The organism is Nocardia sp. NPDC059240 (assembly GCF_042753865.1).
Classification (GTDB): Bacteria; Actinomycetota; Actinomycetes; order Mycobacteriales; family Mycobacteriaceae; genus Nocardia.
Genome location: NZ_JBHZAC010000009.1, coordinates 275,647 through 293,890, shown reverse-complemented (window position 1 = coordinate 293,890; position 18,244 = coordinate 275,647). Strand labels below are relative to the sequence as shown.

General features: G+C 68.2%; 17 protein-coding genes. 12 read left to right on the top strand and 5 right to left on the bottom strand.

Translation table 11 applies throughout. The features are described 5' to 3' along the window. Positions 1-97 precede the first annotated feature (97 nt). On the top strand, positions 98-622 hold the full coding sequence (locus tag ACFXHA_RS31215) for a hypothetical protein (protein ID WP_379362548.1): 525 nt from the start codon (positions 98-100) through the stop codon (positions 620-622). Between the two features lies 1 nt (position 623). Here ACFXHA_RS31215 and ACFXHA_RS31210 read toward each other — a convergent pair whose 3' ends face one another. Beyond that, entirely contained in the window at positions 624-1,100 is a 477-nt protein-coding gene (locus ACFXHA_RS31210) for a hypothetical protein (protein ID WP_379362547.1), read from the bottom strand. A gap of 138 nt (positions 1,101-1,238) precedes the next feature. Between ACFXHA_RS31210 and ACFXHA_RS31205 the strand changes: the two genes are divergently transcribed. From ACFXHA_RS31205 to ACFXHA_RS31190, 4 genes are all read left to right on the top strand, one after another. Next, the gene (locus ACFXHA_RS31205; RefSeq protein WP_379362546.1) at positions 1,239-4,859 is read left to right on the top strand and encodes a BTAD domain-containing putative transcriptional regulator; all 3,621 of its coding nucleotides are present in this window, start codon (positions 1,239-1,241) and stop codon (positions 4,857-4,859) included. Between the two features lie 51 nt (positions 4,860-4,910). Further along, positions 4,911-5,567, top strand: coding sequence for a CHAP domain-containing protein (locus ACFXHA_RS31200; RefSeq protein ID WP_379362545.1), 657 nt, complete (start codon positions 4,911-4,913; stop codon positions 5,565-5,567). A gap of 157 nt (positions 5,568-5,724) precedes the next feature. Continuing rightward, entirely contained in the window at positions 5,725-6,954 is a 1,230-nt protein-coding gene (locus ACFXHA_RS31195; RefSeq protein ID WP_379362544.1) for a hypothetical protein, read from the top strand. Positions 6,955-7,227: 273 nt separating this feature from the next. Continuing rightward, entirely contained in the window at positions 7,228-7,956 is a 729-nt protein-coding gene (locus ACFXHA_RS31190; RefSeq protein ID WP_379362543.1) for a DUF1906 domain-containing protein, read from the top strand. Here the strand turns inward: ACFXHA_RS31190 and ACFXHA_RS31185 are convergent, their stop codons facing one another. After that, positions 7,957-8,322 carry a hypothetical protein gene (locus ACFXHA_RS31185; RefSeq protein ID WP_379362542.1) on the bottom strand — a complete coding sequence of 122 codons (366 nt, stop codon included), beginning with the start codon at positions 8,320-8,322 and terminating at the stop codon, positions 7,957-7,959. Positions 8,323-8,423: 101 nt separating this feature from the next. Then, positions 8,424-9,176, bottom strand: coding sequence for a hypothetical protein (locus ACFXHA_RS31180; RefSeq protein ID WP_379362541.1), 753 nt, complete (start codon positions 9,174-9,176; stop codon positions 8,424-8,426). Between the two features lie 383 nt (positions 9,177-9,559). Here ACFXHA_RS31180 and ACFXHA_RS31175 point away from each other — a divergent pair, with 383 nt between their 5' ends. Further along, positions 9,560-10,777 carry a mannosyltransferase gene (locus tag ACFXHA_RS31175; protein WP_379362540.1) on the top strand — a complete coding sequence of 406 codons (1,218 nt, stop codon included), beginning with the start codon at positions 9,560-9,562 and terminating at the stop codon, positions 10,775-10,777. 186 nt (positions 10,778-10,963) lie between these two features. After that, complete coding sequence (locus ACFXHA_RS31170; protein WP_379362539.1) at positions 10,964-12,184, top strand: mannosyltransferase; 1,221 nt, start codon at positions 10,964-10,966, stop codon at positions 12,182-12,184. On the opposite strand, the gene ACFXHA_RS31165 is transcribed toward ACFXHA_RS31170, so the two are convergent. Then, on the bottom strand, positions 12,126-12,419 hold the full coding sequence (locus ACFXHA_RS31165; RefSeq protein WP_379362705.1) for a 4a-hydroxytetrahydrobiopterin dehydratase: 294 nt from the start codon (positions 12,417-12,419) through the stop codon (positions 12,126-12,128). The genes ACFXHA_RS31170 and ACFXHA_RS31165 overlap by 59 nt on opposite strands. Positions 12,420-12,439: 20 nt before the next feature. Further along, positions 12,440-12,616, bottom strand: a complete 177-nt coding sequence (locus ACFXHA_RS31160; protein WP_379362538.1) for a hypothetical protein — start codon at positions 12,614-12,616, stop codon at positions 12,440-12,442. A gap of 168 nt (positions 12,617-12,784) precedes the next feature. Here ACFXHA_RS31160 and typA point away from each other — a divergent pair, with 168 nt between their 5' ends. The 5 genes from typA to ACFXHA_RS31135 all read left to right on the top strand — a co-directional run bounded on the left by typA (position 12,785) and on the right by ACFXHA_RS31135 (position 18,164). Beyond that, positions 12,785-14,680, top strand: a complete 1,896-nt coding sequence (gene typA / locus ACFXHA_RS31155) for a translational GTPase TypA (RefSeq protein ID WP_379362537.1) — start codon at positions 12,785-12,787, stop codon at positions 14,678-14,680. 133 nt (positions 14,681-14,813) lie between these two features. Continuing rightward, complete coding sequence (locus ACFXHA_RS31150; RefSeq protein ID WP_379362536.1) at positions 14,814-16,583, top strand: ABC transporter family substrate-binding protein; 1,770 nt, start codon at positions 14,814-14,816, stop codon at positions 16,581-16,583. A gap of 5 nt (positions 16,584-16,588) precedes the next feature. After that, a complete protein-coding gene (mshB, locus tag ACFXHA_RS31145; RefSeq protein WP_379362704.1) occupies positions 16,589-17,485 on the top strand; it encodes an N-acetyl-1-D-myo-inositol-2-amino-2-deoxy-alpha-D-glucopyranoside deacetylase in 897 nt (298 codons plus the stop codon). 14 nt (positions 17,486-17,499) lie between these two features. Continuing rightward, positions 17,500-17,658, top strand: coding sequence for a hypothetical protein (locus ACFXHA_RS31140; RefSeq protein ID WP_326306468.1), 159 nt, complete (start codon positions 17,500-17,502; stop codon positions 17,656-17,658). Then, complete coding sequence (locus ACFXHA_RS31135; RefSeq protein WP_379362535.1) at positions 17,655-18,164, top strand: hypothetical protein; 510 nt, start codon at positions 17,655-17,657, stop codon at positions 18,162-18,164. The genes ACFXHA_RS31140 and ACFXHA_RS31135 overlap by 4 nt, the downstream gene beginning before the upstream one ends. Positions 18,165-18,244: the final 80 nt, after the last annotated feature.

The window sequence follows — 18,244 nt, the reverse complement described above, 5'->3', positions numbered from 1 at the left end:
GGGCGTCGAGGAGAGATCTGTCCGAGTCTGGTAACTCGGCGAACCGGCATGATTCGGATAGCGAAGCCAGCAACCCCTCCCCGGTAAGGAGCGGCGCATGCCCGACCCCATGCGCACCAAGGTCTGTCTCTCGGACAGCATGTCCGGATCGCCCGTGCTCAGCCTGTTCCTCGTCCCCGAACCCCGCGTCCCCGGCGCCAGCGTGCTGCACCTGTTGGAGCAGACACCGTTGTCCGCCAGGTCGATTCCGCGCCCCAACCCGCACCTCATCGACTGGCTGCAGGCGCACGGCTCACCCGCCATCCGCACCCGCTTCTACGCGCTACACGGCGGGCACCCCGAGCCGCGCGATGTGCACGCGGTGCTGCACGACCACTTCATCGTCGACCCGGGACCGATCGGACTCGACGCCGACGACCCCGACGAGCTGACCCGGCTGTCACTGCTCCCGGAACACTGGCTCGGCCGCCGCCGCATCGACGACTTCCACGATCACGCCGTGCGCACGGCCATGCTCGCCGTCTACCGGCATTTCGGCGTGGATCGGCGCATTCCGCTCATGTACCACGGCTTCGCCGAACCCGAGGACGGCTGGTTCGAAGAACCCGCGGCGCAAGCCTGATTCAGTCGAACGGCACCACCGTCAACAGCCACCACGGCCGCCGCGGTGACTGGAACTCGAAGGTCTGCACATACATCCGGCGCTCCTGGCGGGTCACCGGATCGTTCATCAGCACCGTCCGCTCCCGGGGGTCGAGCAGTGGCACCTCACCCGCCCACAGCCGATCCCAGTCCGGGGAGCGCCGGGCCAGATTGACGATCTCCTCGACCCGCTCCGGATTCAGCTCCGGCGTGGCCATCCGGAACGCCGAGACCATCACCTGCGCTTCGGCCTCCCAGTCGCCCAGCCGGTAGCGGGCCATGGGTTCCAGCAGGATCGCGGTCATCAGATTGGCGCCGGGACCGGTGCCGGGGAACAGCTTTCGGAAGGCATCGTTCGCGGCGACCACATCGTAGCCGCCGTCGTGCAAGCAGGCCGGATGCGGAAGGCTGTGCAGCACCGCGAGATCGGGCTCCGGGGGCGGGGTGGTGTCGGACACCCTGGGCAGTGTGCGGGACAACTCTTGCCGCCGACTTCGTATCGAGTTAAGCCAGATCACAAGACAGGGCACTCTCGCAGTTTTTCTGCCATATTGAGAGGATCCTGTTTGGTTTTATTCGAAGTGGGTAACGGGGGCATGGCGCTCATAAGGATCGGGGTGCTGGGCCCACTGCACATCAGCATCGACGGACAACGCGTGCCTCCGGGCGCGCCGATGCAGTGTGCGGTGCTGGGCCGGCTGGTCGCGGCCGGTGGCCGGGTGGTGCCCACCGAACGGCTCATCGACGACCTCTGGCACGGTGACCCGCCCGCCAAAGCCGTTGCCGCGCTGCAGGTGTACATCCACAACCTGCGCCGGGTCTTCGAGCCGGACCGGCCGCGGCGCGCGCACTCGCGGGTCATCGTCTCCGAATCGCACGGCTACGCGCTCAATCTCGAGCCGTCCCAAGTGGATTCCTGGCACTTCGAGCAGCTGCTGCACGGGCACGAGGCCGCCATGCGCGACCCGGCCGGGCGGCCCGAACCGCTCGAACAGGTGCGGGTGCTGGACGCCGCGCTGGCCTGCTGGCACGGCAGCGCCTTCGAATCCTTCCCCGGAATGCCCTGGGCGGCACAGGAGGCCGCCCGGCTGCAGGCGCTGCGGCTGACCGCGGCCGAACTGCGGGCGCAGGCGGCGCTGGAGATGAACCGTCCGGCCGAGGTGGTGCTCGCGCTGCGGCCCATCCTGGAGGAGCATCCGGGGCGCGAGGAGTGCGCGCGGCTGCTGGCCGTCGCACAGTACCGTCTGGGACAATCACTGGACGCGCTCGCCACCGTGCGCCGCAGCCGCGAATTCCTGACCCTGGAATTCGGGGTGGACCCCGGTCCTGGACTGCGGGAGCTGGAGACCGCCATCCTCACCCACTCGGTCGACTCCGCGCCCCCGCCCGCACCGGCCCGTCCCCCCACCCCCGTCCCCCGGGCCGAACCGGAACCCTTGCCGGACACCGGATATGCCCCCCAGCGCGCCGCCGTCCTGGCCGCCGCCGAGGCCGCCATCGACGGGCACGTGCGACTGATCTGGCTCTCCGGCGAGGCCGGGGCCGGGAAGACCACCCTCGCCACCGCCATCACCCGGCACCTGGGCGAGCGCGGCTGGACCACCGTCTTCGGCCGCTGTCCGGAGGTCGAGTCCGCGCCACCCGCCTGGGCCTGGGCCGAGGTGCTCACCGGGCTGGACGCGGCCGACCCCGAAACCTTCACCGCCGCCGACGCTTTCACCCTGGCCCGGCGCGTGGTCCGATCCTGCCGCGAGCATTCGGCGGGGTCGCCCGTCGCCGTCGTTCTGGAGGATGTGCACGGCGCGGACACCGCCACCCTGCAGGTGCTGCGCCAGGTGGTGAACTGGCTGCGCGACTGCCCGATCCTCATCGTCGCCACCCTGCGCGGCACCGAGGCCGGGCCCGGCGTCCGCGATACCGCCGCGGCCCTGGCGCTTTTCACCGCCGACCGCATCGAGCTGGACGGGCTCGACATGGCCGGCACCCGTCGCGCCGCGGCCGCGGCCGGGCTCACCGACCTCGACGATCGCACCGTCGAACTGCTGCGCCGCCGCACCGGGGGCAACCCGCTGTTCGTGCGCGAACTCGCCAAACTGGTCGCCGCCCAGGGGCTCGCCGATGTGCTCCCCGACAGTGTCCGAGACCTGTTGGGCCGCCGCATCTCCCAGCTCCCCGCCGAGGTCGTCGACCTACTGCGGCACCTCTCGGTCTGGGGCGAGGACAGCGACGTCATCACCCTCGCCGCCTCCCTCGACCGCCCCGCCGACACCGTCATCGACCTCATCGCCACCGCCGAATCCGCCCGCCTGCTGCGCACCGACCGCGCCGGCCGCGTCACCTTCGACCACGCCCTCGTCCGCGAGACCGTCTACTACGACCTCCCCACCCTCCGCCGCACCCGAATGCACTGGGCCGCCTTCGAATACCTACGCCACGACCCCGAAACCGCCCCTGCCGGGAAGTCGCCGGGGGTGCTCGACGCGCTGTGGGGGGCCGACTATCTGGTCGCCGCCCTCCTCGGCTCACCACGGCCTGCCCCCGCGCCCCGCGACAACCGCGCGCTCACTGCCTTGCGTGGGGCCGATGAGGTTGCGATGGCGGACAGCCTCGCAGCTCCGCGAGCCCCCGGGCCTGGCACTGCCGCACCGGGTTCCGTGCGCGAGGAGGTCCGGGTCCCGCGTGGGCGGGATATCGATGCGCTGGCGCATCACGCGGCGCTCGGAGCGGATACCGAAACCGCCACCATCGCACTGCCTTACGTGCGGGCGGCGGCGCGGCGGTGCGTGGAGCGGCGGATGCGGGCGGACGCGGTGCGGCGGTGGCGGTCGGTGCTGACGCTGCATGATCTGGCCGGGCATGCGGAGGCCGGGGCGGCGGTCGCGGATCGGCTGGCCGTGCTGGAGGCGCGGTGTGAGCTGGTGGTGGCGCTGGCCTACGACGGGCAGCACATCGCGGCGCGGGCGGCGCGGGAACAGGCCTTGGATCTGGCCGAATCCATCGGGGGGACAGGGCTGTTGGCGCAGTCCGCGACCTGCTGGCCGACCCCGCTGATCTGGTCGGTGCACGACTGGCACACCCCGGATCCACGGCTGCGGGAGCCGTTGCGGCTCGCGTCGGCCGATCCGTCGCTGCCGCTGCGCTGCCGAATTCACCTGCAGGTCACCGCCGTTTTCGATCGGGCCATCGAGGACCCGTCGGCGGCGCGCATCATCGCCGCCACCGCTATGACCATGGCCGAACCGCTGGACGACCCGGATCTGCTGTGCACGGTCCTCAACGCGCAGGCGTTCGCGGCCTTCGCCGCGAGCGGCTTCCTGCGCGCCCACGACCTGAAAAGGCATGCGACCCAACTACTCGAGGTGTCGACCGAGGCGGAGCTCACCGAATTCCGGGCACTGGCCCACTATCTGCTGTTCCGCGCCACCCTCGCCGACGCCGATCTGGTGGCCGCGGCCGGTCACGCCCGCGCCGCCAGTGCGTACGCCACCGACGGGCAGCTGCGGCACCTGCTCGACGCCATCGCGCCGTTCGGGATGGTGCTGGAGTTGTTGCGCGGCAACACCGACGAGGTGCTGCGCCTGCTCGCCGAGGGGTCCGGGGAACTGGATGAACTGGTGGCGCACTCCGGGGAGGGCGCGGCCGAACCGACCCGCGACACCAACGCCCTGCACGTCGGCATCGCCGTCTCTATCGGGTGGCTCCGCAACGACATGTCCGAATACCTGAGCGACCTGCGCGAACGCACCGCCCTCAAACCGGAGCTGTTCATCCACGGTTACGCGCTGGCCCTGGTGCACTCCGGCCGCGCGGAGGAGGCCCGCCGGGTACTGGCCGCCGCGCCCCCGTTGGCACCGCAGTTCTGGTCCACCTTCACCGCCGTGAAGGCCCGCCTCGTCATCGCCTTCGACGATCCGGCGGGCGCGCTCGTCGTCTACCGGCAACTGCTGCCGTACGCCGGCACGGTGTGCGGGTTGGAGACCGGCGCCTCGGTGATGGGTCCGATGGACTACGTGCTCGCCGAGCTGGCTACCTACCTGGGTGATCACGAGCAAGCGGCCCGCCACCGCTCGGCCGCCGAAATGCTGCAGGCCCGGCTGCAGGCCGAACTGGTCGAACTCGCGCCCCCGGGCGTCGGTCTCATGCAGGCCAGCCGGTTGGGTCCGATGGGCCGCAGCCGCCTGGTGCGCCGCACCCCGGGGAACTCCGTGGTCGGATGAGACGTCCTACTTGGTAGGGCCGAAGGACGGCCGGGACCGGGGAGGGACCGAATGACAATCGAACTCGAGCGCGCACCACGTCGGCGACGACGCGGACTGATATCGGTTGCCGTTGCGCTGGTGGTGGTTTCGGCACTGGCCGCCGGGGGAGTGCTCGGGGTGCGGTGGTGGCAGCACGGCCGGCACGAGGAATCCTTCGGCCCGCGCGTCCTCGACGGGCGCCTGCTGCACGATTTCCCGGACGTCGATACCGCGGCCCTGAGTCCGGAGCAGACGCGTGTCGCGGATGTCCTGCGTGCGCAATTCGAGGAACAGAGCGGTCGGGACAAATACTCCGAGGGCATTGCCGAACCGTGGTGTGCCGACTTCGTCAGCTGGGTGATGCGTACGGCGGGGCAGCCTTTGAGCAATCCGAATTCCGGCTCCTGGCGGATTCCCGGCGTCTACACCTTGGAGGAGTACTACCGGGGTCAGCATCGTTTCGAAGAGGCGAACAACGGCTATCTACCGCGGGTGGGCGATGTGGTGATGTATGCGGATTCCAGTGTCTTCCATCAACACACGAATATTGTGATTGCCGTAGATTCGGATACCATCACCACGGTAGGTGGCAATGAGGCCGGAGAATCCGGTGGTGTCGCCATCCACAAATTCCGCCCATCCGGCACATCGGGGCTGGTCGGATTCGGGCGATTGGGAACACGCTGATTCCACATTCTGGAAACACGCGGGGCGGGGTGTACTTCTGGGCGCATCTTCCGCTTACGATGGGTTTCGGTAGCGCCCGGCAGCGCTGCCGATTGATCCCTGTCCTGCTGCCCCCTCATCGGCAGGACAGGGATCCCCGCCCGAGGAAAGCAGCTGGATGACGTTGTCCGACGAACCGACCTGGATCGATTACGCCGAATTCGGCGAACGTTTCGTGGCGGCGGCGGTGACGGAAGCCCGGATCGAATCCGCGGTCTCCAGTGTGGCCGGGCGTGGCATCACCATCGGCCCCTTCGGTATCGGCCCGGCCGGACTCGCCAGGTTCGTGGCCAAGGGCAGCATCGGCAAACCCACCGTCATCCGGCGCGGGCCGCACGTGCACTTCGACGTCATGCTCCCGGTGAAACTGCGGGTCGACGTCACCCTGGGCGGACAGCGCCTGCGGCTGGAGGCGGTCGTGGAAATCGACCTCACCATGCACGCGCGCACCGCCGACCCCCTGCTCATCGTCATCGACATCCCCCCGGTCACCGGCCGCGACGTCAGCTTCGTCATGCGCGCGCAGGCCATCGGCACCGCCTGGGAGGTCCTGCTCAACCCGATCGCGCAGCTGGTGCAGCGCGAGGTCGCGGGCCGCATCAACGGCATTCTGGCCGACCCGGATTCGCAGCGTGGCCGCACCTTCGACGTCGAGGCCATCCTCAACGGCACCAACTCGCCCTATCGCGGGCGGCCCACCCACGAGTGGATCGGCTACGACGAGTTCGGTCGCCGCTTCTTCACCCGCATCGTCACCGCGGAACGGGTGCAGGAGGTGGTCGAGTCGATGGCGGGCAAGGCCATCGAGGTCGGCCCCCTGCGCACCGGACCCGGCAACAAGGCCGAGGTGTGGGTGCAGGGCAGCGTGCGGCTGCCCAGGGTGGCCGAGGCGGGACCGGTCACGGTCGCCGCACCGCCGGAGCCCCGGATCGCCGAATTGCCCACCACCGCGGCCGAATCGGCGCGGGCGGCGGCGGCAGCGGCCGGCGCGAACCACCATGATCCCGCCCTGGTCCGCTTCGACCTGATGATTCCGGTGAGCCTGGACATCTCGGTGGATGTGCTGAAGACCAATCGGTACCGCGCCGAGGTGCAGGTGCCGGTCGCGCTCACCGCGCGCGCCGCCGATCCGTTGCTGATCGTTATCGACGCCGTGCCGCCGCGCGCCGGGGACATCGATCTGGAGATGACCGCGCAGGGCTGGCGCGCCGCCGCGCTGGGCAAGCTCGCGGGCATGCGCAAGCAGATCGCGGCGCAGGTGGCCGGTGTGGTGCGCGCCGAGGTGGCCGACGTGTCGCGCCGGACCATCGATGTGGGCGCGCGTCTGGACTCCACCCGGGTCGGATAGCTGCAGGTTTACTGTCTTGCCGGGGTCACCCGGTTTCGCCCGCATGTGACATATGGTGCCGATGTGCCCGGTGAGTCTGGCGATTCCAATGTGAATATGGTGAAATGAGGGCGCGTTAGGGCTCCCGGCGCACGGATGATCTTGTTTGTCATCGGGGAAGGTGCGCCGGGCACGCCGCATGTAGTTGTTCCAACCGGTCAGATGTGAGGCAGGGCCTCCGTCGTTCTCACACCGGCAAGTTCGACCAGCGAGTGTGTGCGAAGGAGCCCCGTGATGCGTCCTGCCCATGTCAATCGACGGAACTTCCTATCCGGCGCAACGGCTCTGGCCGCCGGAATCACCGCCGGACTGGCCCTCCCGCCCGCTACCGCGCAGGCGAAGAAGCAACAGCTCGGCACCCTCCTCGATTACGCCGGCGGCGTCCCCTCGCCCCAATCCATCAGCGACGACGGTCATCTCGGCGTCATCCGCTACGTCTCCGACCGGCGGCCCGGCGCGGAATGGATGGCCGGCAAGCCCCTGCTGGCCCGCGAGGTCGACGCGCTGCGCGCCGCGGGCCTGTCGGTGGTCTCCTGCTACCAGTTCGGCAAGGGCCCGACCGCCGACTGGCGTGGCGGACTCGAGGCCGGATTGAAGCACGCCGCACGGGGATTGATGCTGCACAAGGCGGCCGGTGGCCCCGACAGCGCGCCCATCTACGCCTCCATCGACGACAACCCCAGCGATCAGGACTTCGAGTCGATGATCGGCCCGTACCTGCACGGCTGGGAGACGGTCCTCGGACGCGAGCGGGTCGGCGTCTACGCCAATTCGCCCACCATCGACAACATTCGCGATGCGGGCTTGGGTTCGTTCTACTGGCAGCACAATTGGGGCACCCCGAAGGGCTACGTCCACCCGTCCGCCCACCTGCACCAGTTCGAGATCGACAAGCGCGAGGTGGGTGGCATCTCGGTGGACGTCAACTCCGTACTGGCACCGCAGTACGGGCAGTGGTGGTAATTACGTCTGGCAGTGGCAAGTCGGGTCGAAGGCCAGATCGGGTTCTTCCGGGACCACGCGCAGCGTGAAGTGGTGGTCGGTTGGCTCGTCGTCGCGGCCGTCGCTGAACGCTTGACGATCACCCGCCCAAGAGAACATCGACCAGCGCGACAGCCCGGAGAAGGCCGAGCCGAGGCTGCCGAACGAAGCCGACGAGATAATGGAGCCGAAGGAGCCCACCGACCCGATCGACAGCACCGAACCCACGCTGCCGATGGACAGGATCGAGTAGGCCGAGCCGATCGACAGGATCGATCCCTCCGAACGAATCGAGAGGATCGATCGGCGCGAATGCAGTCCCCGCACAGGGTGAGTCACAGCGGCCATGGTGTCGGGTCTACCACACAAATCCGGCCTTGCCTACGAAGCCGCCCGCGTCTTCCCGAGGGAAGACGCGGGCGGAAATCTTCGCTACCGGCGAGTGATCGCTAGGTGACGGTGAAGAAGCCGATGGTCGGCAGGAAGTTGCAGCTGATCGGCTGCGACTCCGGGTCGGCCTGCGTGGTCAGCGAACCCGAGACGATCGCGACCACACGGCCCGAGCCGGTGTTGGCGATGGCCGAGAGCGTGGCCGGGCCGTCCGGGTTGATGTGCTGCTCGTTGGTCAGGTTCATGGTGCCGGTGGCGCGGGTGTCCAGGTTCAGCCACTGCACCGTCATCGGGGTGGGCTGCGCGTCGGTGGGCTGCTTGGTGCCCAGCGCGGTGAACACGAAACCGGCCTGGCCCTGCGCGGGTCCGGGCGGGGGCAGCTGCGCCGGGCCGGGGACGGCCAGCGCGGTGCCCACCGAGTCGGCGGAGGAGGAGATGCAGCCCTTGCCGATGGTCGGCCACAGGAACTGGGCGATGACCGGGCCATCCTTCGGAATGTCCGGGCCGCCACCGCCGCTGCCGTCGAGGAAGGTGATGATCGCGAGCAGCGTGGTCTTCACCGTGTCGGGCAGGCTGCTGGCCTCGAGCAGTTGCTTGGCCTGGGCGAGGATGGCGTTCTTGGGACCGGCATCGGCGATATCGGCGGGACCGGCCGCGGCGCCGATGATGGCGGGCACCAGCGAGGCCAGGGCGTCGACCGGAACCCCTTCGGGGATCATCGGAATCGACGAGATGTTCTGGACCGGCGCGGGCTTCGCGTACGCCGTCGGCACAGCGACGGTGGCGCAGGCCGCCAGGGCCACTGCGGACATTGCGAACCGCGATCCTCGGGTGCGAAGCACTGGTGTAGCCGTCCTTACCTTCAGGGACCATCTAGCGGCGATGGAGCCATCGCTCCGCGCCACTCTAGGTACCGGGCTGCCGACTTGTACAGCCACGGCGCGATCTTGGCGAACTAGATCAGCTGACGCTATCGAACGAGCGACCAGAAAGCCTGTTACTGGAGTGGTCGGTGATGCAAATGTTATCGCGTGGGGCCGGTGCCCTCGATGCCGACACCGCGGTGATGAGCGGGAGATTCCACGGTGCGACTACGCTTGTCGCGGTCCGCAATCCGCCATAGCGAGGCCCGCAACGCCGCATTCGCCCGCCGTGAACTGCGGCCGGTGACCCACCCGAGCCGAAAGTCCGTGCCGTGAATCGACACCTCCGCCTGGCTGCCGCGGCACTCGGCATCTCGGTGCTGGCCCGCCTGTTGTGGGTACTGGTCCTGCCCAATGGCATGAACTTCGTGGACCTGCACGTTTATGTGGACGGCTCCGCGAATTTCGGCGGCGGGCACCTGTACGAATACACCGATTCCAGTAAGACACCAGACTTTCCGCTGCCGTTCACTTATCCGCCGTTCGCGGCGCTCGTCTTCTATCCGCTGCACTTTCTGCCCTTCGGCGTGGTAGCCATCGGATGGCTGCTGGCCACCGTCGCGGCGCTGTTCGGGGTGGTGTGGCTGTCGCTGGAGATGCTTTTCGGCAAGGACGCCATGCGTGAACAGCGGTGGCGCACGGCCGCGCTGGCGTGGACGGCGGTCGGCATGTGGCTCGAGCCGGTGCGATCCACCTTCGACTACGGCCAGGTGAATGTCTTCCTGGTGTTGCTGGCGATGCTCGCGGTGCGCAGCGCGACCTGGTGGGTGTCGGGCGCGCTCGTCGGCGTGGCCGCGGGCATCAAGCTCACGCCGGCGGTCACCGGCCTGTATTTCGCGGCGCGCAGGCGGTGGTTCACGGCGATCTGGTCGGCGGTCGTCTTCGCCGGGACGATCGGGTTGACCTACCTGATCTCGCCGGGGGAGACCAACAAGTACTTCCGTGAGCTGCTCGGCGACGCCCGCCGCATCGGGCCGGTCGGTTCCTCCTCCAATCAGTCCCTGCGCGGCGCGCTCAGTCGCCTGCTCGGCCACGACGTGGTGTCCGGGCCGGTGTGGATCGCCGCGGCGCTGGTCACGGCCGTCCTCGCCTTCTTCGCCTGGCGCACATTGGCTTCCGACGATCGGCTCGGCACGCTGCTGATCGTGCAGCTGTTCGGGCTGATGATCTCCCCGATCTCCTGGTCGCACCACTGGATCTGGCTGCTCCCGGTGATCCTGTGGCTGCTCTACGGTCCGCTGCGGCAGGCGGCCGGGGCGCGAGTGCTGGCCGGTTACTGGCTGGTGGTGACGCTCATCGGCGTGCCGTGGGTGCTCGGCTTCTTCCAGAAGTCGATCTGGACCATCTCGCGGCCGGGCATCCTGTCCTGGCTGGGCGCGGTGGACGTGATCGGCGTGCTCGTCTTCTACGTCTGGATCATTCGCGCCGGACGGGCCGATGCGCGGCGGCCGGTCGATCGGTCGCACGAGCAGGAGCCCTGCGATCGGTGAGGTGAGGATCGAGTACTCGATCTGAAACGCCGATGCCCCAAAAGTTGGTGCCACGGGTGTTGGTGCCGTGGACATTTGGGCCGCGCGCGAAATTCGCTGGCGTACTTACTGTTACGGCGCGCCGCAAGGCGTTCTCGCCAGCCGTGAACTCCGGTCGGTGATCCATCCGGCTCGAAAGTTCATGCGTTGAATCGACGTCTCTGGCTGGCTTCCGCCGCTCTCAGCATCTCGATACTGCTGCGCCTGTGGTGGGCATTGTTCTTCCCCAGCAACCTCATCCTGGTCGATCTGCACGTATACGTCGAAGGGGCCGCGAACCTCTTCGGCGGAAATCTCTACGAGTGGACCGATTCCAGTCGTTCCCCACAATTTCCATTGCCGTTCACATATCCACCTTTTGCGGCATTGTTGTTGTATCCGTTGCACTTCCTGCCCTTCGACGTCGTCGCCGTCGGCTGGCTGCTGGCGACGGCGGCGGCGCTGTTCGGCATCGTGTGGATCGCGCTGGAGATGATGGTGGGCCGCGCGGCCATGCACGAACAGTCCTGGCGCACAGCCGCGGTCGCGTGGACCGCGGGCGGATTGTGGCTGGAACCGGTGCGATCGACGCTCGACTACGGCCAGGTGAATGTGTTCATCGTGCTGCTGGCCATGCTCGCGGCGCGCAGTACGCGGTGGTGGCTGTCGGGTCTGCTGGTCGGTGTGGCGACGGGGATCAAGCTGACCCCGGCCGTGACCGGGTTGTACTTCGTGGCGCGGCGGCGGTGGCTCGCCGTGATCGCCTCCGCGGCAGCCTTTTTCGGGACGATGGGCCTGACCTACCTGCTCACGCCGCGAGAGACCGAGAAGTACTTCGGGCAGTTGGTCGACGATCCGCATCGCATCGGGCCGGTCGGTTCGGTGATCAATCAGTCGCTGCGCGGCGCGCTCTCCCGCATCGCCGGGCACGACATCGGATCCGGCCTGGTGTGGAAGTCGGCCGTGCTGCTGACCGCGGTGCTCGCGTTCTTTGCTTGGCGCGCACTGCGTTCCGACGATCGGCTGGGTCTGCTGCTCATCGTGCAGCTGTTCGGCATGATGGTCGCGCCGATCTCCTGGTCGCACCACTGGATCTGCCTGGTGCCGCTGGTGCTGTGGCTGCGCTACGGTCCGCTGAGCAAGGCCGTCGGTGCGCGCCTGATCACCGCGTTCTGGCTGTTCAACACCATCGTCGGGATTCCGTGGATGCTGGGTGTGCTGCAGAAGTCGATGTGGGACGTCTCGCGTCCGTGGTACCTGGCCTGGGCGGGCGCGTCCAACGCGATCGGCGTGCTGGTGCTGTTCGCGTGGATGATCGCGGTGGCGAGGTTCAGCCCTGCGCCCGCAGTCGATCGATCTCTCGAGCGAGAGCCATATCCAGTGCCGTGAGGCCGCCCGCCGAATGCGTCGAGAGCGTGAAAGTGACTCGCCGCCAGCGGATATCGATATCGGGATGGTGGTCGGCGGCCTCGGCCGCGGCGGCCACCCGGCGCACCAGATCGACGCCGCCCAGGAAGGAGGCGGCCTCGACGGTGCGGCTGATGCTGTCACCGCTGCGGGTCCAGTCGGGCAATTCGGTGAGGGCCTTGGCGATGTCGTCTTCGGAGAGCAGCGCGCGACTCATGACTCCGGTGTACTCCGCGATCACGCCGCGCGGGCGGCTTTGAGGCACTTCTTGAGTTCCTTGCCGCAGCAGCCCGCGGACTCCGCCTTCTTCATGCGCATGATGACCACGGGGCATTTCACGCACCGCGTCTTCTTGCGGCAGCATTTCTTCTTCGGCTTCAGACCCGAAACGTCCTTCGCCTTCACCTTGCCCATGTTGGTTAGCTTAACCTAACCTCAGCCCATTAAACGTGTGACTTGGTACTCCAGGTAATCTGTAGCTTGCCGCATGCCCGGTTGGGGTTCGCCATGTCTCGTAGTAGGCAGCCCCACGCATGAGACCCATCCGGGTCGGCAACAACTTTTCACCAGGAGGAATCAAACGTGTCGTCTGTCGAGTTCCGCAACGTCGCCATCGTGGCGCACGTCGACCACGGCAAGACAACACTGGTCGACGCCATGCTCCGGCAATCCGGTGCGTTCGCCGAACGCGCCGAACTCGTCGACCGAGTGATGGACTCGGGTGACCTCGAGCGCGAGAAGGGCATCACCATTCTCGCGAAGAACACCGCTGTTCACCGGCATAATGCCGACGGATCGGTCACCGTCATCAATGTCATCGACACCCCCGGCCACGCCGACTTCGGTGGTGAGGTCGAGCGCGGTCTGTCCATGGTGGACGGCGTCGTGCTGCTCGTCGACGCGTCCGAGGGTCCGCTGCCGCAGACCCGCTTCGTGCTGCGCAAGGCGCTCGCCGCCTCGCTGCCGGTCATCCTGGTGGTCAACAAGACCGACCGCCCGGACGCCCGCATCGAAGAGGTCGTCGAGGAATCCCACGACCTGCTGCTGGACCTGGCCTCCGACCTCGACGACGAGGCCTCGGAAGCCGCCGAGCTGGCCCTGGACCTGCCGGTCCTCTACGCCTCCGGCCGCGCGGGCGTCGCTTCCACCAAGCGCCCCGAGAACGGCACCGTGCCGGACGCGGAGAACCTCGACGAGCTGTTCGAGGTCCTCATGAAGTACGTCCCCGCCCCCAAGGGCGACGCGTCCAAGCCGCTGCAGGCCCACGTCACCAACCTCGACGCCTCCCCGTTCCTGGGTCGTATCGGCCTGGTGCGCATCTACAACGGCACCCTGAAGAAGGGCCAGAACGTGGCCTGGATGCACGGTGACGGCGTCAAGACCGTGAAGATCACCGAGCTGCTCAAGACCGTCGGCGTCGAGCGTCAGCCCGGCGAAGAGGGCGTGGCCGGCGACATCGTCGCCATCGCGGGCATCCCGGACATCATGATCGGTGACACCCTCGCCGACGTCGACAACCCGGTCGCGCTGCCGAAGATCACCGTCGACGAGCCTGCGATCTCCGTCACCGTCGGCACCAACACCTCGCCGCTGGTCGGCCGGGTGTCGGGCCACAAGCTGACCGCCCGCATGGTGAAGTCGCGGCTGGACCAGGAACTGGTCGGCAACGTGTCGCTGCGCGTGCTCGACATCGGCCGCCCGGACGCCTGGGAGGTCCAGGGCCGTGGTGAGCTCGCGCTCGCCATCCTGGTCGAGCAGATGCGCCGCGAGGGCTTCGAGCTGACCGTCGGCAAGCCGCAGGTGGTCACCAAGCAGGTCGACGGCAAGACCCACGAGCCGTTCGAAGAGCTGACCGTGGACTGCCCGGACGAGTACCTGGGTGCCGTCACGCAGCTGCTGGCCGCCCGCAAGGGCAAGATGGTCCAGATGAGCAACCACTCCGCCGGGTGGGTGCGCATGGAGTTCATCGTGCCGTCGCGTGGCCTGATCGGTTTCCGCACCGACTTCCTCACCGAGACCCGCGGCACCGGCATCGCCAACGCCGTGTTCGACGGTTACGCGCCGTGGGCCGGCGAGATCCGCGCCCGCCACACCGGTTCGCTGGTCTCCGACCGCGCGGGCTCGGTCACCCCGTTCGCCATGATCCAGCTGGCCGACCGCGGTCAGTTCTTCGTGGAGCCGGGCGCCGACACCTACGAGGGCCACGTCGTGGGCATCAACCCGCGCTCGGAGGATCTCGACGTCAACGTCACCCGTGAGAAGAAGCTGACGAACATGCGGTCCGCCACGGCCGACGTGTTCGAGACCCTCGCCAAGCCGCTGCAGCTGGAGCTGGAGTCGGCGATGGAGTTCTGCACCGACGACGAGTGTGTCGAGGTCACCCCGGAGATCGTGCGTGTGCGCAAGGTCACCCTGAACGCCAACGACCGTCAGCGCGAGATCTCCCGCCGCAAGGCGCGGGACAAGGCTGCGCTGTAAGCAGGACTTTCGGGGCCTCGGTCCCGGAATCTCAACCGCCCACCCGGTCCGACCGGGTGGGCGGTCCAGTCTCGACGGACGTTGCCGAGGCCCGACCGTCGGTAGCCGGGTGGCGCAAAGGGGATCCAGTAGAGTGCCGAACGTGAGAGCGGGTGCCCGGAGGCGCGCATCGTTGCGTGTGGTGCTGTTGTTGGTGGCGGCGCTGTTGACCGTCGCGACCGGCTGCACCGCGAATCCGCCGCCGCCTATCGAGTCCACCGACAGTCCCAAGACGCAGCCCGCCAAGCCTGGCAACAAGTCGGTCGTGGTGGCTGTGGACGACATCGGGATCGGGTTCAATCCGCATCTGCTGTCGCAGTTGTCACCCGCTACGGCGGCGGTGGCGTCGATGGTGTTGCCGAGTCCGTTCCGGCCCACCCCCACGCCCGGTGTGCCCGGCGGGACCGACTGGAATCTGGATCCGGCGCTCATGGTGTCGGCGGAGGTGACCTCGCAGGAGCCGTTCACCATCACCTACCAGATCAAGAACGAGGCGTCCTGGTCCGACGGCCCGCCGATCGCGGCCGAGGACTTCAAATACCTGTGGCAGCAGATGATCTCGCAGCCCGGTGTGGTGGATCCGGCCGGCTACCGGCTGATCTCGGATGTGAGTTCGTCGGTGGGCGGCAAGACGGTGACCGTCACCATGACGCAGCCGTATCCGGCCTGGCATCAGTTGTTCGCGGATCTCCTGCCGCAGCATCTGGTGAAGGACTCCGGGTTCGAACAGGGGCTCATCGACACCATCAAGATCTCGGGCGGCCAGTTCCGCATCAAGCAGGCAGATCGCGGCCGCGAGGAGATCCTGCTCGAACGCAATGACCGCTACTGGGGTTCGCCCGCGCAGCCGGATCAGATCCTGTTGCGGCGCGGCGGAACTCCCGCGCAGGTGGCCGAGTCGCTGCGGGTCGGGGACGCGCAGATGGCGCTGGTGCACGGCGGGGTGGCGTTGCAGTCGCAGCTGGCGGCGATCCCGTCGGTGCGGACGGCCATGATGGCACAGTCGCGCGAGATGCAGCTGGTGCTCAACGGCCGCAGCGGTGATCTGGCCGATGTCCGGGTGCGGCGCGCGGTGCTGGGTCTGCTGGATCCGGTGCTGCTGGCCACGGTCGGCGCGCAGACCGGTAGTTGGGTGGAACCGGTACGCGCGCAGGTGCTTTCGCCGTCGGATCCGGGTTATGTGGCGACCGAGCCGCCGCGACTGAGTCAGGAGGACGCGTTCGGGCTGCTGGCCGAGGCCGGATTCGCCCGGGGCGCGGAGACTCCCGCCGCGCAGTCGGCGACTTCGCCCGCGCCGCAACCGCGTCCGCTGGCCAAGAACGGTAAATCGCTGACGGTGCGGATCGGCGCGGTGGACGGCGACACCACCACGCTGGCGGTGGCGAATACGGCGGCGGACCAATTGCGCAGTGCCGGAATCGATGTCATCGTGCGCAGCGTGTCGGCCGCGCAGCTCTACGGCAAGGAACTGACCGATGTCGGGGTCGACGCGGTGGTCGGCTGGGAGCGCACCGGGCAGGATCCGGCGACCGTGCTGGCCTCGCGTTACGGGTGCGCGCCCGTGCCACAGCCCGGGGACGGCGATTCGGCGGTGGCCGACGGCGTGAAGAAGTCGCCGTCCAATCTGTCGGGCGTGTGCGATCCGACTTTGCAGGCCGCCATCGACACCGCGCTGCGCGGCATCGATGTGGGCAAGGTGATCGGGGACGCCGAGCCCAAGCTGTGGGATTTGGCGACCGTGCTGCCGATCGTGCAGGACACCCAGGTGGCGGCGGCAGGTCCGCGAGTGGACGGGGCCTCGCTCAGCGGTGCGATCCAGACCGGCATCTTCGCCGACGCCGCCAACTGGCGGAGGGTGCCGTGAATCCCGTGACGCATCACCCGGGCACCGCCACGCACGGTCTGCTGCTGGTGCACGCGCATCCCGACGACGAGTCCATCACCACCGGCGGCACCATCGCCCACTATCGCAAGCGCGGCCTGCCGGTCACCGTGGTGACCTGCACGCTCGGCGAGCAGGGTGAGGTCATCGGGGACGAGTACGCGCACCTGGTGGCCGATCAGGCCGACCAGCTGGGCGGCTACCGGATCCTCGAATTGACCCGGGCGCTGGCCGAATTGGATGCCGGGGCCCCGCATTTCCTGGGCGGCGCGGGCCGCTGGCGTGATTCCGGGATGGCCGGGACGCCCTCGGCGCGCAATCCCCGCGCCTTCGTGAACTCCGGCAATGCCGCGACCGACGCACTGGTGCAGGTGATCCTGGAGCTGCGCCCGCGCGTGGTGATCGGCTACGACCCGCGCGGCGGCTACGGGCATCCGGATCACATTCGCGCGCACGAGATCACCATGGCCGCGGTGGACGCCGCGTCGGATTGGGGCTGGACGGTCCCGAAGCTGTACTGGACGGTCACCGACGGAACCGTGCTGGCCATGCACACCGAGGCGCTCAAGCGCCGCACCGTGGATCAACTGCCGGGCGCGTTGCCGCGCGGCTGGCGGCTCCCGAATACCGGCGAATTGGCGTGTGTCCCTGCGGATTCCGTGACCACCACGGTGGATGTGTCGGATGTGCTGGCCGCCAAGCGGGCTGCCCTGCGTGCGCACGCCACTCAAGTGACGGTCGCCCCCTCGGGCCGGGAATTCGCGCTCTCGAACGACATAGCTCAGCCGGTACTGCCGGAGGAGCATTACATTCTGGTACGTGGTGAGCGCGGCCCGCTCGGCCCCGACGGACGCGAACACGATCTCTTCGCCGGGCTGGAATGAGAGACTGATGAGCCATGTATAACTGGGATCTGCAAAATGCCATCGCGGCGTTCGTCGAGAGTCAGCGACCCTACTTCGAGTGGCAGCACGAGCTGTATCTCTCGGTGCTGTACGGCTTCGTGGACATGCAGAGTCAGCTGCTGACCCTGCTCGGTTTCCCGCCGGTGCCGTGACGGCGGCCGTCGGAGCCCGCACGGGCGATGCGCTGACCGGTAATTCGCCGGTGCGCACGGTGTTCAATGCGGTGATCATGGCCCTGCTGCTGGTCGACGCGGTGATCACGCTCGGGTTCGAAGTGTTGTTCCTGCCGCTGTACGCCGGTCAGGCCCATCTGCCGGAGACCACGCCGGTGCTGGCGGCCGGACCGCTGGCGGATGCCGCGACCGCGGGTGCGATTCCGCTGCCGTTCACGGCACTGGCCGCCGCGGTGATCAACGTGCTGCTCGTGATGGGCATGGGTGTGGTGACCAAGCGCTTCGGCGTGATGGCCCTGCCACTGCTGGTGTGGGCATTGGGTTTCCTGGTCTGCGCCGGTTTCAGCCCGAGCGGTTACGCGCTGCTCATGGGTGATTGGCCGACCATGCTGCTGCTCATCTGCGGTCTGCTGCCCGCGGGCATGTACCTGTACTACCGGGCCACCGCCCGGCTGGCCGCTCCGGCTGCCGCCGACAAGGTGTGACGGAGCCCATAACGTCACCGCCGCTCGCCGGTGTCACAGTTCGTCGTACTGTCTCGTCCTCTTGATGAATCGCACTGAAG